This window comes from Marinobacter sp. (assembly GCF_041690615.1).
In the GTDB taxonomy this organism is placed as follows: domain Bacteria; phylum Pseudomonadota; class Gammaproteobacteria; order Pseudomonadales; family Oleiphilaceae; genus Marinobacter.
In genome coordinates this window covers 143,575-157,327 of sequence record NZ_JAWLGY010000003.1, presented here as the reverse complement: position 1 = coordinate 157,327, position 13,753 = coordinate 143,575, and the positions used below count along the sequence as shown (strand labels likewise).

Genomic DNA, 13,753 nt, shown 5'->3' with positions numbered 1-13,753 from the left:
TTTTATTTGAAACATCATTAACTAACAAGCTTCGAAGACTCTTCTGGCAGGCGAGACCACAGACACAGCCTTCCGCTTTCACCAAAACGGTAAGGATGGCAGGTTAATCGTCCCCGGGTAGCAGCGCCCCCTTCGGGGGCCGGTCAATATGCGGGCAGTTACGACACAGCGGCAGGTCCGGCAGTCGGTACCGGATGCAGCAATGCCGGCGCTGTCTTAGTGGCTCGTCCCCCCCGCCCTGCTCCACATACCGCACCGGACTGGCCATGGGGTTTGGCCGGCCATCCGGGTAACGGGGGGCCTCCACCACCTGTTGCCCGTCCGCCAGCATCGACTGCGGAACCTTCGTGGACTCAAGGGTCCGGATCAGCCATTCAAAATAGTTGGCGGCGTTGTTCCACAGCACCCGTCGGGACACCTTGACCTGTCGACACCAGCCGTCAATCAGTGGGGCGAAGTTCTCCTCCAGCAGGTTACGGAAGCGCTCAAACCCGTCCGCCGGAGGGGTCCGGAAGGGACGCCCTTCATCAGGCAGCCGGAAGGCTTCCGGCACGCCTCCCTCCCCCAGAATTACTTCAATGCCATCAAGTCCCACGGTCAGCTCACGCCCCAGCATCAGGTTGGCGCCCACCACCGGCACGGTCAGCTTGACAAAGTAGTAGCGGGACCAGAGCGAGAGCAGCGCCCGCTCGTCATCCCCTGGCTGGGACCGTCTGTATTCGGACAGCACCCACTGCAGCCCGTCAGCGGTGACAAGCTCCTGAGCGGGAATGCCCGGGCGCTGATCCTGGCCGGGTAATACCAGCACGTCACGGTAATGTGCGAAATCCCCTACAAACAGGGGTGCCAAGGCAGGAATGGTCATGGTGAGCACCGATGTAAAAGATAATGATAATTTTTATTATTATACATGCGGTACCCGGCAAGACGAAGCTGGAGGGATCATTCGCCTCCCAAGCGTCTCCATCATCCTGTGAAACTTTTTGATGTTTTTTTCAACAATGGAACTTTGCAACAAATCGTTCTGCTGCTATACCTGAAAGGGTCAATGTTCCGGAATGGCACCACCCGATAATCAACAACAAGGGGCCTGAAACCGGACGATAACGATAACAACAAAGCAGAGACGGCCTATGGGAACCTACCTTTTGAGGCGCCTGCTGGCGCTGATTCCCACCCTGATTGTCGCCAGCATCATTGTATTCGGCGTGGTCAGGCTGATTCCCGGCGATGTGCTGGACCTGATGCTCACCGAAAACGACTATGCCTCCACCGGCCATGACACACGGGCGGAGCTGGAGCAGGCCCTGGGCCTGGACAAACCCATCTATATGCAATACCTCAGCTGGGCCGGCAATGCGCTGCAGGGCGATCTCGGTGATTCACTGTGGCGCAATACACCGGTCACCCGGGAAATCGGCGACCGCATGCCGGTCACCCTGCAGCTCGGGATATTCTCGCTGATCATCGCCCTGACCATTGCCATCCCCATCGGCATCTATTCGGCCGTGCGACAGGAAACCCTGGGGGACAACGTCGGGCGGACCTTTTCCATTGTTGCCCTGGCCATACCCAATTTCTGGCTCGGTACCATGGTGGTTATCCTGCCCTCCATGTGGTGGGGCTGGTCGCCCCCCAATGACATCGTGCCCTTCTTCGAAGACCCCATTGAAAACCTCAAGGTTCTGCTGTTGCCCAGCCTGGTGCTTGGTGCCTCCCTCTCCGCGGTGGTCATGCGCATGACCCGCACCATGATGCTGGAAGTACTGCGGCAGGACTATATCCGCACTGCCTGGGCCAAGGGCCTGCCCGAACGGACCGTGGTCATTCGCCATGCGGTCAAGAATGCGCTCATTCCGGTGATCACCCTGATCGGCATCCTGGTCCCCATCCTGTTTGGCGGCACCGTGATTATCGAACAGATCTTCCGCCTGCCCGGGCTGGGCGAGTTGCTACTCCAGTCCGTGAATACCCGTGACTACCCCATTATCACCGGGATTTTCCTGATCACCGGAGTGGTGGTGATGCTGGTCAATCTGCTGGTGGATATGTGCTACGGCCTGCTGGATCCGAAGGTGCGCTATGACAGTTGATCAGATTTCTCCGCAACAGAGCGCCTTCAGCCGCAAGGGCGCCGAAGGCAAGGATCCCCGGGCGCCGGTGGAACCCGGCCGGGCCATGGCCGACGAGTCAGCCGTCCCCATCCGGGTACCCCTGCGGTACCGCAACCGGCATGTGGAATTCTTCTACCGCCTCGTCACCGAGCGACCCATGGGGGCCTTTGGGGCGCTGATATGTATCATCCTGCTGCTCACGGGCCTGTTTGCCAGTGTGATTGCTCCGGAAGGTTACAACGCCATCGCCCCCCTTGATCGCCTCAAGCCGCCATCGGCGGAGCACTGGCTGGGCACTGACCACCTGGGAAGGGATGTGTTTGCCCGCATTGTTCATGGTGCCCAGCTATCCGTCATCGTTGCCTTCGCGGCCACCACACTGTCCATCGTAATTTCCGTGGTGATTGGCCTGGTGAGTGGGTACCTGGGCGGACGCACCGACATGACTACCCAGCGCCTGGTGGATGGCTGGATGTGCTTCCCGGACCTGATCATCCTGATTGTTGCGGTATCCGTCATCGGCCCCGGCACCTGGCAGGTCATTCTGATACTGGGCCTGCTGTTCGGCATCTCCGGCTCGCGGATTGTTCGCGGGGCAGTACTGAGTACCAAGGAAAACATCTACGTCCATGCCGCCAAGTCCATGGGTGCATCCACCTTGTGGATCCTGTGGCGACACATCCTGCCCAATGTCATGCCGCCCATTATCGTTCTGTTCACCACCCGCCTGGCGGCGGTCATTCTGGCGGAATCCGGGCTCAGCTTCCTCGGTCTCGGCATTCCCCCGCCCGCCCCCAGCTGGGGTGGCATGCTGAGTCTCGACGGTCGCAGCTATATGTTTGTCGCTCCCTGGCTGGCCATCATGCCAGGGGTGGCACTGGCCATCGCCGTTTTCGGTATCAACATGTTCGGCGATGCCCTGCGCGATCTTCTGGACCCCAGGATGCGGGGTGGCACGGGTCGCTATATGGCCCGGGTCAACCGGAAGCCGATGCCGTAGATGGCACACCTGGCCAATAACAATAACCGGTCGGGCCAGTGTGGTACCGGCCCGGAAAACGGAGACAGCAATCGTGCTCGCTGAACCACTTGCCCAGATCCCGGAATCCGAAGTCCGTCCGGACACTCTGCTCCGGGTCAATAATCTCAGAACCTGCTTCCGCCAGGACGGCAAGACAGTGACAGCCGTGGACGGCGTCAGTTTCGATGTGCGCAAGGGGGAAACCCTGGCCATTGTCGGTGAGAGCGGCTCCGGCAAGAGCGTGACCGCCATGTCGATCCTGCGGCTGATTCCCAGCCCCCCGGGGGAAATTACCGACGGAGAAATCCTGTTTGATGGTCGCGACGTTCTGGCCATGAACGATGAGGAGATCCGGCAGTTGCGGGGCGGCGACATCGCCATGATCTTCCAGGAGCCCATGACGTCCATGAACCCGGTTCTGACCGTGGGCCGGCAGCTATCCGAGCCCATGGTGACCCACGGCAAGGGCGACCGGAAGTCCCTGAAGGCACGCTGTGTTGAACTGTTGAGGCAGGTGCGCATACCCGACCCGGAAAGCCGCTTGCAGGCGTACCCCCACCAGCTTTCCGGTGGCATGCGCCAGCGGGTAATGATTGCCATGGGGCTGGCCTGTGACCCCAGACTGATCATCGCAGATGAACCCACCACAGCTCTGGACGTAACCGTACAGGCACAGATTCTGGAACTGCTCAAGGACCTGACCCGGCGCAATAACGCCTCGATGATCCTTATTACCCATGACCTGGGCGTGGTCGCCCGCTACGCCGAGCGTATCAACGTCATGTACGCCGGCAGGGTTGTGGAACAGGGCACCGCCCGGGAGATCTTCAAAAGCCCCCGCCACCCCTACACCCTGGGCCTGATGGCATCGATTCCGCGGCTGGACCAGCCCAAGGGCGGGCGACTGATACCCATCACGGGACAGCCACCTGACCTTGCCAACCTGCCGAAGGGTTGTCCCTTCCACCCCCGCTGCCCCTACGCAAAAGACCAGTGTCGCCAGGATCGCCCGCCCCTGACACAGGTCTCCGGAGATCACTGGAAGGCCTGCTGGGTCGACGTCACGGAGGTGCAGCCCCATGTCTGACAACGACATTCTGCTGGAAGTGGAAAACCTGAAGATTCATTTTCCGCTCTATGGCGGACTGCTGGGCCATAAAGTTACCGGCACAGTGAAGGCGGTGGACGGAGTTTCCTTCCAGGTGCGGCGCGGCGAGACCCTGGGGGTGGTGGGAGAAAGCGGATGTGGAAAGTCCACCACCGGGCTGGGGGTATTGCGAATGGTCGAGCCCACCGAAGGCAGGGTTATCCTTGACGGCACCGACCTGACTGTCCTGGACCAGAAAGCACTTCGCAAATATCGCCGCAAGGTGCAGATGGTCTACCAGGACCCCTTCGGTGCCCTGGACCCGCGCATGCGGGTCATGGATATTATCGGCGAACCCCTGCTGATACACCGGCTCCACCAGGACAAGCAGGCCTACAAGGAGAGAGTCCACGGCCTGTTGGAGCGGGTCGGCCTGAACCCGAACATGGCGGACCGCTACCCCCACCAGTTCTCCGGCGGCCAGCGCCAACGCATTGGCATTGCCCGGGCCCTGGCGGCGGAGCCGGACCTGATCATCTGCGATGAACCGGTGTCGGCCCTGGATGTGTCCATTCAGGCCCAGGTTATCAACCTGCTGGAAGACCTGCAGGACGAATTCGGGCTGACCTACCTCTTCATTGCCCACGACCTGGCGGTGGTGAAACACATCTGCGACCGCATCATGGTGATGTACCTGGGGCACGTGGTGGAGGAGACCTCCCGCGACGAACTCTATGACAACCCACGCCACCCCTACACCCGGGCGTTGCTGTCGGCCATTCCGGTGCCGGATCCGGACGCGGAAGCCAGTCGCGAGTTCGACCCGTCACTGGATGGCGAGATCCCCAGCCCCCTGAACCCACCCACCGGCTGCACCTTCCACACCCGCTGCCAGTATGCCCACGAGGCCTGCCGCACGGTAAAGCCCCGGCTCAGGGAGACCGGCGACGGCGGGCACAAGGTGGCCTGCCACCTCTATGATCCGGAGGTATCAGACGTGCGCGCAGAGGATGTGATGACTGACCGGTTGCTGGCCGTGGGCTGATAGCCGGACGAACCAACAGAAGATCAACGTAACCGACCGTCCTGTGACGGAAGGCAACAGGAGAGCGGCAGGGTGCCCCGTGACCATCAGGGTCCGTCAGGCGCCTGAATCAGGGCCGCAAAATCGCTCGAACCTTCGAGGAGACAACAACAATGAAAGCGATTCACACTGGCAAACGGCTGCTTCTGGCTGGCGCCTTGTCCGCAGCGCTGGTGGTGCCCCCACTGGCTGCGGAAGAGGTCCAGCTCGGTGGCGAGCTGAACGTGGTGACCATGTACCGCACGCTGGACGCAGTCACCTGGGACCCCCAGACCTGGAACTGGAAAAACAGCCATGACGGCCTGTTCATGGACCACCTGCTCCGGGGCAACCTGGACTATGGTCCCCGGGGCAAGGATGTTAACGCCTTTACCAACCAGGCCTTCATTCCCTACGAGCAGCTCGAAGGGGACCTGGCCGAAAGCTGGGAAATTCTGGAAGACCCGCTGCGTATCGTTTTCCACCTGCGGGACGACGTCTACTGGCCGGCCCGGGAAGGCCTGATGGAGAAGCGCAAGCTGGTGGCCGATGACGTGGTCAATCACTTTGAGCAGATCTGGGCTGCGGAGCGCCGCATTCCGGAATTCTATGATTTTGTCGACAAATGGGAGGCACAGGACGAGCGTACTGTGGTGGCACACCTCAACCACTGGCACTCCAACTGGCACTACCGCATGGCCTGGGGTTATTTCGACGCCATCGCCCCGCCGGAGTGGCACGCCCTGGATTCCGAGGGCCGTGGTGACTGGCGTAATGCCACCGGCACCGGCGCCTACAGGCTGGCCGATGTGGAGCGGGGCAGTCGTCAGGTCTACGAGCGCAACCCTGATCACTGGGATACCGTCGAAATTGACGGCGAAACCTACGACCTGCCCCTGAACGACAAGGTCACCTACCGCATCATCAAGGACGAGGCCAGCGCCATTGCGGCTCTGCGCTCAGGTCGGGTGGACATTATGGAAGGTGTGCGCTGGCAGTTCGTGGACGAACTGAAGAAAGGCGCCCCTGATCTGATCTGGCGTGAGGCCCTGGAGTCCGCCGGGCACTATATGGCCCTGCGCAACGACATCCCTCCCTTCGATGATGTACGGGTTCGCCGGGCCCTGAACCTGGCCGTGGACCAGGGGGCCATTCTTGAGGGGCTGCTGGACGGCCGGGGCGAACTGCTCGAATACCCCATCTCAACCACCCAGGAAGGCTACTACACCCCCATCGACGAACTGGATGAGGCAGGAAGGGAGCTGTTCGACTACAACCCCGAACGTGCCATGGAACTGCTCAAGGAAGCCGGTTACGAAGACGGTCTGACGTTCAAGGTGCAGGTGTTTTCCGGCAACCCCTATCACATGGACCTGGTCAACCTGATGGAAGCCTACTATTCGGCAGTGGGCGTCAAGATGGAGATCCAGTCCATGGAGTACGGGGCCTACCGGTCCATGATGGGCCACGAGAACCAGGCGCCCGGTTACATGATTACCAATGGCGCGGGTAACCCCCTGCAGGTGCTGCGCAAGTCCTACCTGGCGGGTCAGACCTGGAACCCGGACCGGCACTCCGACAGCCACGTGGACGAGCAGCTGAACAAGGCCATCCGCGAGCGGGACCTGGAAGCCCAGAAGGAAATCCTGAAAGACCTGAACGTTTACGTTCTGGAAGAAAACGTGCCCCACGTTTTCCTGCCCACTCCGACGGCCTACAGCGCCTGGTGGCCCTGGGTGAAGAACTATCACGGTGAGCTCAGGGTGGGTGCGGTTCGTCCCGGCCCCATCTACTCCCGTATCTGGATTGACCAGAAGATGAAAGAAGAGATGGGGTTCGACGACTGACCCGGACCATCAAAGCCACTGATCGAGTGGGGGCCCTGGGCCCCCGACAGCCCCCGGCCGTCAACTGACAGCCGGGGCACAGAAAACCCGCCCGGGCGTCCAGGGAGCTGGCGCCCGATTCCCTGGAACCCTCGCACGCTCCTTGCCGAAGCGACTTCAGGGAGGATCCGATGACCAGACAGCAGAATACACCGCTGAGTCAGTTCGTGGAGCGCCCCAGCCAGCGTGCCACACCGCTGGATGTCCTGAAGGAAGCCCGCCGCCGCTGGTTGCGGGGTGAGCGCATCAGCCTCAACGACCTGGCCGAAAGCGTCGGTATCGGTCGCACCACCCTGTTTCGCTGGGTCGGCACCAAGGAACTGCTGATGGCGGAAATCATGTGGTCCGTCTACGAGCCCACCTTGCAGGAGGCCCGCGAAAAGGCCAAGGGCACCGGGGCAGACTACATTGCCAATATCTGCCGCTTCACCATGACGGCAGTCATCAATTCACAGCCCCTGCGACAGTTTATCAGCGATGATCCGCAGTTTGCCCTGCAGGTACTCACCTCCACGCGCTTTTTGCAGGAGCGTCGACTGAACGCCATGAAACAGCTGCTGACGGAAGAAATCGACAAGGGCACAATCAGGCCAGAGCTGGAAACCGACAGCCTGGCGCTGGTGATCATCCGCCTGACCGAAACCTTCACCTACAGCGATCTGATTGTCGGCCGCCCGATCGCGATTAATGAGGCCTGCAAGGCAATTCGCACCCTTTGCGGAAGCCACCCTTGTCCGCCACCCTGACTCAGAGCCCCATGGCCCGGGCGGCAACCTGGTTCTTGAGGGGCGCGGCCCGGTCCAGCCAGCGCATGCCGGTGCTGCGCAGCCAGCGAAGCGGCAGTTCGTCCCGGGCGAAGAGCTGTTTGAAACCCTCCATGGCCGCCATCATCGCCAGGTTCTCACCCTTGCGACGGCGCTGGTAGCGTTGCAGCATCATCAGATCCCCCGGGGATTCCTGTCGATCCATGGCCCGCTCCAGCTCCCCCAGCAGCGCAATCACATCGCCGTACCCCAGGTTGGCACCCTGCCCCGCCAGGGGGTGGATGGTATGGGCAGCATCCCCGATCAGGGCGAGCCCTGGTTGCACATACTGCTTGCTGTGGCGCTGGCGCAGGGGAAAGGCGTGACGTTTCGAGGCCGCCTCCACCGCACCCAGCCGTCCCTCCAGGGCCCGGCCCAATGCTGCACAGAAGGCTTCGTCATCCAGGGACAGCAGCTCCCGTGCCCGGTCCGTATCCTGGGACCAGACGATGGAGCAGAAGTGACCGCTATCGTTTACGTTATCGCTTTGCAGGGGCAGGAACGCCAGCGGGCCCGTCGCAGTGAAGCGCTGCCAGGCGGTGCTTTCATGGCGCCGTTCGGTCCGCACGGTACAGACGATGGCTTCCTGGTCATAATCCCACTCCCGTGTGGGCAGCCCCGCCCATTGACGGATTCTGGAATGGGCGCCGTCGGCGCCCACCACCAAAGCTGCCGTCAGCTGCTCACCGCCGGACAGGGTCAGCTGCCAGCTTCCATCGGCATTGGTCATGCCGGTGACCGACTGGCCGTCAAAACAGGTCAGCTCAGACGCTTCCACCTGCTGGAACAGCCCCCGGACCAGGTTCCGGTTCTCGATAATGGTACCCAGTGACGGAGCGCCCAGTTCATCTGCCTCGAAACGGATACGGCCAATGGCCTCACCATCCCACACATCCATGGCCGTGTAGGGGCAGTGCCGGGTCTCGGTGGCCCGTTGCCAGGCCCCCAGCTGTTCCAGCAGGCGCTGGCTGGCTACCGAGATAGCGCTGACCCGGGGCTCGAAACCGTCCACGTCCAAGGCATCAGCCGGACGCGCTATGAGGGCAGACAACGGTGCGGTTTCCACCAGAGCCACCCGCCAGCCCTGACTGACAGCACCAAGGGCCAGCGCACTGCCGGTCATTCCACCACCGGCCACCACAATATCGAAATGGCTCATTGCCAGTGCTCCTCCCTGCGGTCGACGGCCTTGCTACCGGTACCCAGCCCCATGGCCTGGCGGGCAAACCAGCGCTTGGCACCAGGCACCATATCCAGCCCGGCCAGGCCGGCACTGCGGGCATAGCCAGGCGCCGGATACTCACCACCGAACAGGCGCACCAGGGTGTCCGAAAAGCCGACTGTCTGGCGCTGATCACTTTCATGGGCCTGCCGGTATCGGGCCAGGACCTGTAAGTCACCCGGGGAGAGGCCAGTCTGACTGGCATGGCGGAAAGCCGCCACCAGCGCCATCAAACCGCGCAGGGCCAGGTTGAAGCCCTGGCCGGCCACCGGGTGCAGGGAATGGGCAGCGTTACCCACCAGCGCGACACCGGGGCGTACGGTTTCCCGGGCCAGGGTCAGCGACAGGGGATAATGGTGAGTCTCGCCGAAGCGGGTAAAACGACCCAGCCGCCAGCCGAAGGCCGCCTGCAGGCGCTGGCAGCGGGCGGCGTCATCCAGTGCGAGAACTTCTTCCAGCTCAGCCGGGGAGAGCGTCCACACCAGTGCAGAGCGATGACCCGGTTCGGGGCCGCCCACCTGGGGTAACAGTGCCATGGGCCCCCGATCGGTGAAGCGCTCCCAGGCAGTGCCCTGGTGAGGAAGTTCGGTGCTGACATTGGCGATCAGGGCAAACTGATCGTAGTCTTGCCGGGTTACCTCAATGCCCAGGCCCTCCCGCAGACCGGAGCGACCGCCATCGGCGACCACCAGGCAGCGGGCACTGAGGGTTTCCTCCCTCCCTTCGTCGCCTTCGCTACCCTGTCGGACCATAACCTGAACACCACCCTCCCGGGGAATCACCGAGGTCGCCCGGGCCGGTGCCAGCCACCGGATCGACGACTGCGCACGCAGGGCGTCCATCAGACAGAGGCCAAGCCAGCGGTTGTCCGCCACATAGCCCAACGCTGGCTGGTGGTGATCCTGGGCCGCCAGCCGGGTCACACCCAGGCGACCCCGTTCCGATACATGGATATGACGGATCGCTGCTGCCTGCTTCTCAATGGCCGACCACAGGCCAAGGCGTTCGAAGATCTGTCGGGAGCCCCAGGAAAGTGCCGTGGAGCGGGCATCGTAACTGGGCTGGTAGTCCGCCGGGGCCGGTTTTTCCGCCAACGGGAAAGCTTCCACCACGGTCACACGGTAATCCGGGATCAGCCGCGCAATGGCCAGGGCCAGGGTGGCACCGGCCAGTCCGCCACCGGCAATCAGTATGTCTGTATCAAAGGTCTGCATGGGATTCCGGACCAGCTCCTGTCACTGTGCCACCTGTCCGACACGACGCCGTCAGGCCTCTGCCATCAGGGCTTCCACTTCGGCGATGTTCTTGGGCACCGCGTCGGTGAGTACGCGGCAGCCATCCCTGGTGACAGCGACATCGTCCTCGATACGGATACCGATGCCGCGCCACCGGGGATCGACATCCATATTGTCCGGCGCAACATACAGCCCGGGCTCCACGGTAAGTACCATGCCTGGCTCCAGTACCCGCCAGGCATCACCCACCTTGTAATCACCCACGTCATGCACATCCATTCCCAGCCAGTGGCCGGTACGGTGCATGAAGAACGGCCGGTAGGCTTCCTTTTCCAGGGCGTCTGCCAGGGTTCCCCCGAGAATGCCCAGGTCGATGAGTCCCTGGGTCAGAACCTCCAGGGCCGCTTCATGGGGCATGTTCCAGTGGTTGCCCGGGCGAACCGCATCAATGGCGGCATACTGGGCTTCCAGCACCACTTCATAGAGCGCACGCTGGGGCTCGCTGAAGGTGCCGCTCACCGGGAAGGTCCGGGTGATGTCCGAGGCGTAGCAGTCCAGTTCACAGCCGGCGTCGATCAGCACCAGGTCGCCTTCCTTCAGGGGAGCGCTGTTCTCGATGTAGTGGAGCACGCAGCCATTGGCGCCGCTTCCGACAATGGACGGATAGGCGGTGTTACGGGCGCCGTGTTCCATAAAGGTATGGATCAGCTCCGCTTCCAGCTGGTATTCGTATCCGCCCCTGCGGGCGCGCTTCATGGCCCGGCAGTGGGCTTCTGCACTGATCTGGCCGGCCCTGGCCATGACCTTGAGTTCGTTGGCACTCTTGTACAGGCGCAGGTCGTGGAGCAGGTGCTCCAGTGCCACGAATTCGCCCGGAGGCTGGGCCCCTGCCCGCACCTTGCTGCGGATCTGCTTGATCCAGTCCATAACCCGGGCATCGAAGGCCTGGTCCCGCCCCAGGGGATAGTACACCCGGCTGCGGCCCTCGATCATGCCCGGCAGGATGTCATCGATGTCAGCAATAGGAAAGGCATCGTCCAGACCGTAATGTTCGATAGCGCCATCGGGACCGGTTATCGAGCCGTCCCACTTCTCCTTCTCCGGATTGCGTTCCCGGCAGAACAGCACCGATTCGCCATGCTCACGACCCGGGATCAGCACCACCACCGCCTCGGGCTCACCGAAACCGGTCAGATACTGGAAGTCACTGTCCTGGCGGAACGGAAAGAGCACATCCCGGTTGCGGGTACACTCCGGGGCGGCGGGCAGGATGGCAATGCTGTCCTTTGCCATCAGCTCCATCAGCCGGCGCCGGCGCTCGGCGTGTTCATTCATCGGAATCCACGGACTCATAGGGTCTCCTGGTACGGGCTGTCAGTGCAGGGTCTGACCTGCAGAAGGGGGCGTCTGCTCCGGGGGATTGAACTCGGTAAATACGGAAATCACTCCCAGGCGGACGTATTCGGTAATGTCATTAAGCTGGACTTCAGAGGCCTCGTCACCATCGTCGGCATCTTCCACCTGACTGATGGCCACCAGGTCCTCGATCAGTTCACGGATCTCGTCGGGGGCTTCGCCGAGGCGCTGCCCGGCGGTCAGGGCCATGCCCTCGAGAAAGCCCCGCACCCAGGCAGAAAGGGCCTGCAAGCGCTGGTCAAAGGCGTAATCGTCCTCCGGCAGCAGCGGCTGGAACGCCATGTCAGTGGCACGCAGCTGGTCAAGGGTCTGTCGATAGGCATCATCCATAAAGGATGGCAACTCCGGGGGCAGGTCATCGTCGCTGGCCAGCGCATCGGGGGCGATACCAACGTGCTCACACACCACCTCCAGCCATTGCTGCTCACTTAGACGGGCACCTGCCGCCAGCCGGCCGCACAGGCCGCCATGAAGTTCGGAGGGATGGCTGAACGCCCGGCACCGGGTAAACAGATTTGCCCAACCTTCGAAATCGTCGGTGTGGGAACCTGAGGCTGCGTTATCAGTCATTAAAGCGCTTTACCTGTTCGCTGAGTGGGTTTCCAATCCTACCATTTCCGCCAGGACTGCGGCACATCCTGGCAAAATTCCTTGACCTGCCTTCAGGCATCAGTAAATTATGTTATAACATTCCAACTTGAGACAGATTCCATGGGTATTTCCACCGCCAGAAACTTCACCTTCACGGTTGCCGCCCTACTGCTGCCGGTTACCGGCTTCGGCCAGGATGGCCAGAGCGCCCATGTCCACGGAGCAGCCCAGTTGCAGGTGGCTATTGAAGACAATACCGCCGAGCTGATCCTGCGCTCACCGGCTGCCAACCTGCTCGGATTCGAACACGCGCCCCGGGGGCCTGAGCAGGAGAAGGTCAGACACGAAGCCCATCAATGGCTGGAAACCAATGCGCTGATCCAGACGCCAGCTAATGACTGCACGGTCAGTGCCGGCAGCATTCACCAGATGGGGGGAACGGGCCATGACCACGGGCACGACCATGATCACGACCACGGCGATAGCCCGAAAGAGAACGGTCACAGTGACTTCGAAGTCACCCAGCGGCTCAACTGCGGCAGTGAGCTGTCGGGCACCCTGACAGTACCGCTGATGGAGCGCTTCCCCGGCATTGACAGCCTGTCAGTGGACTGGATAACACCAAACGGTCAGGGGCACAGCGAACTGGACGCGGGGGAAACCGCTCTCACACTGTCACGATAGCTCGCAAGAGCCGGTCCAGAACAGAACCGGCCTATAACATGCTGTCCGCGTCTTCCATTTCGTACATCTCCACCTTCTCGCTGACCAGTGTGTAGGAAGCCGCGGCAATGTCATTTTCCACAGACTCGGTCTTCAGGGTGCCCTGAATCCAGACAGGTTCGTAAAGCGCGCCAAGGGTGAAACCGGGCTTGTAGGTGACATGGATAATCTGGTTCGGCGGCGGGGGTGGCACATGAATACAGGCGCCGTAATAGGGCACCAGGAAGAATTCGACAATGCGCTGCTCACTGCCCACGGTTTTGAGGGGCACGACGAAACCGGGGATGCGGGCCTCAACGCCGTCCATCTCGGGCACCACCCTACCGGTCATGATCTCGTCCGGGAGCTCCACCGGGCCATCGCCCTCATGCTCGATTTCCGGCAGGCTCTCCAGCAGCCGCAGGTCCTCCTCGGGCATAAGCTCGAGCCAGTCCAGTTCCCGCCACTCGGCGTGGGCCGCTCCCGTACCGGCCAACAGTACCAGGGCCGCAACCCAGGCCAGCGCGACGCTTATGAAAGACCTCTGCATGAAAAATCTCCTGCCATTAACGAAAAACAGACCGGGCCATCTCAACGGCCAGCCAGCCGGGGT

The 13,753-nt window shown here is 61.9% G+C and carries 13 protein-coding genes; 7 read left to right on the top strand and 6 right to left on the bottom strand.

All coding sequences use genetic code 11. From position 1 onward, the window contains the following. Positions 1–103: 103 nt before the first annotated feature. Entirely contained in the window at positions 104–865 is a 762-nt protein-coding gene (fhuF, locus tag ACESMZ_RS03565; protein ID WP_372957026.1) for a siderophore-iron reductase FhuF, read from the bottom strand. A gap of 268 nt (positions 866–1,133) precedes the next feature. Between fhuF and ACESMZ_RS03560 the strand changes: the two genes are divergently transcribed. The 6 genes from ACESMZ_RS03560 (at position 1,134) to ACESMZ_RS03535 (ending at position 7,917) form a co-directional block, all read left to right on the top strand. Beyond that, positions 1,134–2,093, top strand: coding sequence for an ABC transporter permease (locus ACESMZ_RS03560; protein ID WP_372957025.1), 960 nt, complete (start codon positions 1,134–1,136; stop codon positions 2,091–2,093). After that, the gene (locus ACESMZ_RS03555; protein ID WP_372957024.1) at positions 2,083–3,114 is read left to right on the top strand and encodes an ABC transporter permease; all 1,032 of its coding nucleotides are present in this window, start codon (positions 2,083–2,085) and stop codon (positions 3,112–3,114) included. Before ACESMZ_RS03560 ends, ACESMZ_RS03555 begins: the two co-directional genes overlap by 11 nt. 73 nt (positions 3,115–3,187) lie before the next feature. Continuing rightward, positions 3,188–4,222, top strand: coding sequence for an ABC transporter ATP-binding protein (locus tag ACESMZ_RS03550; protein WP_372957023.1), 1,035 nt, complete (start codon positions 3,188–3,190; stop codon positions 4,220–4,222). Further along, on the top strand, positions 4,215–5,267 hold the full coding sequence (locus ACESMZ_RS03545; RefSeq protein WP_372957022.1) for an ABC transporter ATP-binding protein: 1,053 nt from the start codon (positions 4,215–4,217) through the stop codon (positions 5,265–5,267). Before ACESMZ_RS03550 ends, ACESMZ_RS03545 begins: the two co-directional genes overlap by 8 nt. 152 nt (positions 5,268–5,419) lie before the next feature. Beyond that, a complete protein-coding gene (locus tag ACESMZ_RS03540; RefSeq protein ID WP_372957021.1) occupies positions 5,420–7,132 on the top strand; it encodes an ABC transporter substrate-binding protein in 1,713 nt (570 codons plus the stop codon). A 170-nt stretch (positions 7,133–7,302) separates the two neighbouring features. Continuing rightward, a complete protein-coding gene (locus ACESMZ_RS03535) occupies positions 7,303–7,917 on the top strand; it encodes a QsdR family transcriptional regulator (RefSeq protein WP_372972213.1) in 615 nt (204 codons plus the stop codon). A gap of 1 nt (position 7,918) precedes the next feature. Here the strand turns inward: ACESMZ_RS03535 and ACESMZ_RS03530 are convergent, their stop codons facing one another. Genes ACESMZ_RS03530 through ACESMZ_RS03515 form a run of 4 tightly spaced genes read right to left on the bottom strand, consistent with a single transcriptional unit; the run spans position 7,919 to position 12,417 of the window. Then, entirely contained in the window at positions 7,919–9,133 is a 1,215-nt protein-coding gene (locus ACESMZ_RS03530) for a UbiH/UbiF/VisC/COQ6 family ubiquinone biosynthesis hydroxylase (RefSeq protein WP_372957019.1), read from the bottom strand. Continuing rightward, positions 9,130–10,410, bottom strand: coding sequence for a 2-octaprenyl-6-methoxyphenyl hydroxylase (gene ubiH, locus ACESMZ_RS03525; protein WP_372957018.1), 1,281 nt, complete (start codon positions 10,408–10,410; stop codon positions 9,130–9,132). Before ubiH ends, ACESMZ_RS03530 begins: the two co-directional genes overlap by 4 nt. Positions 10,411–10,461: 51 nt before the next feature. Next, entirely contained in the window at positions 10,462–11,784 is a 1,323-nt protein-coding gene (pepP, locus tag ACESMZ_RS03520; protein WP_372957017.1) for a Xaa-Pro aminopeptidase, read from the bottom strand. Between the two features lie 21 nt (positions 11,785–11,805). Further along, complete coding sequence (locus ACESMZ_RS03515; RefSeq protein ID WP_372957016.1) at positions 11,806–12,417, bottom strand: UPF0149 family protein; 612 nt, start codon at positions 12,415–12,417, stop codon at positions 11,806–11,808. 141 nt (positions 12,418–12,558) lie between these two features. Between ACESMZ_RS03515 and ACESMZ_RS03510 the strand changes: the two genes are divergently transcribed. Continuing rightward, positions 12,559–13,122 (top strand): ZrgA family zinc uptake protein, encoded by a 564-nt coding sequence (locus ACESMZ_RS03510; RefSeq protein WP_372957015.1) that lies wholly within the window; start codon positions 12,559–12,561, stop codon positions 13,120–13,122. 31 nt (positions 13,123–13,153) lie between these two features. On the opposite strand, the gene ACESMZ_RS03505 is transcribed toward ACESMZ_RS03510, so the two are convergent. Continuing rightward, positions 13,154–13,690 carry a DUF3299 domain-containing protein gene (locus tag ACESMZ_RS03505; RefSeq protein ID WP_372957014.1) on the bottom strand — a complete coding sequence of 179 codons (537 nt, stop codon included), beginning with the start codon at positions 13,688–13,690 and terminating at the stop codon, positions 13,154–13,156. Positions 13,691–13,753: the final 63 nt, after the last annotated feature.

Coding starts and splice junctions, on each gene's coding strand:
- ACESMZ_RS03555 (WP_372957024.1), top strand. CDS start 2,083: ATGACAGTTGATCAGATTTCTCCGCAACAGAGCGCCTTCAGCCGCAAG.
- ACESMZ_RS03505 (WP_372957014.1), bottom strand. CDS start 13,690: ATGCAGAGGTCTTTCATAAGCGTCGCGCTGGCCTGGGTTGCGGCCCTG.
- ACESMZ_RS03515 (WP_372957016.1), bottom strand. CDS start 12,417: ATGACTGATAACGCAGCCTCAGGTTCCCACACCGACGATTTCGAAGGT.
- ACESMZ_RS03510 (WP_372957015.1), top strand. CDS start 12,559: ATGGGTATTTCCACCGCCAGAAACTTCACCTTCACGGTTGCCGCCCTA.
- ACESMZ_RS03540 (WP_372957021.1), top strand. CDS start 5,420: ATGAAAGCGATTCACACTGGCAAACGGCTGCTTCTGGCTGGCGCCTTG.
- ACESMZ_RS03530 (WP_372957019.1), bottom strand. CDS start 9,133: ATGAGCCATTTCGATATTGTGGTGGCCGGTGGTGGAATGACCGGCAGT.
- ACESMZ_RS03560 (WP_372957025.1), top strand. CDS start 1,134: ATGGGAACCTACCTTTTGAGGCGCCTGCTGGCGCTGATTCCCACCCTG.
- ACESMZ_RS03535 (WP_372972213.1), top strand. CDS start 7,303: ATGACCAGACAGCAGAATACACCGCTGAGTCAGTTCGTGGAGCGCCCC.
- ACESMZ_RS03545 (WP_372957022.1), top strand. CDS start 4,215: ATGTCTGACAACGACATTCTGCTGGAAGTGGAAAACCTGAAGATTCAT.
- pepP (WP_372957017.1), bottom strand. CDS start 11,784: ATGAGTCCGTGGATTCCGATGAATGAACACGCCGAGCGCCGGCGCCGG.
- ubiH (WP_372957018.1), bottom strand. CDS start 10,410: ATGCAGACCTTTGATACAGACATACTGATTGCCGGTGGCGGACTGGCC.
- fhuF (WP_372957026.1), bottom strand. CDS start 865: ATGACCATTCCTGCCTTGGCACCCCTGTTTGTAGGGGATTTCGCACAT.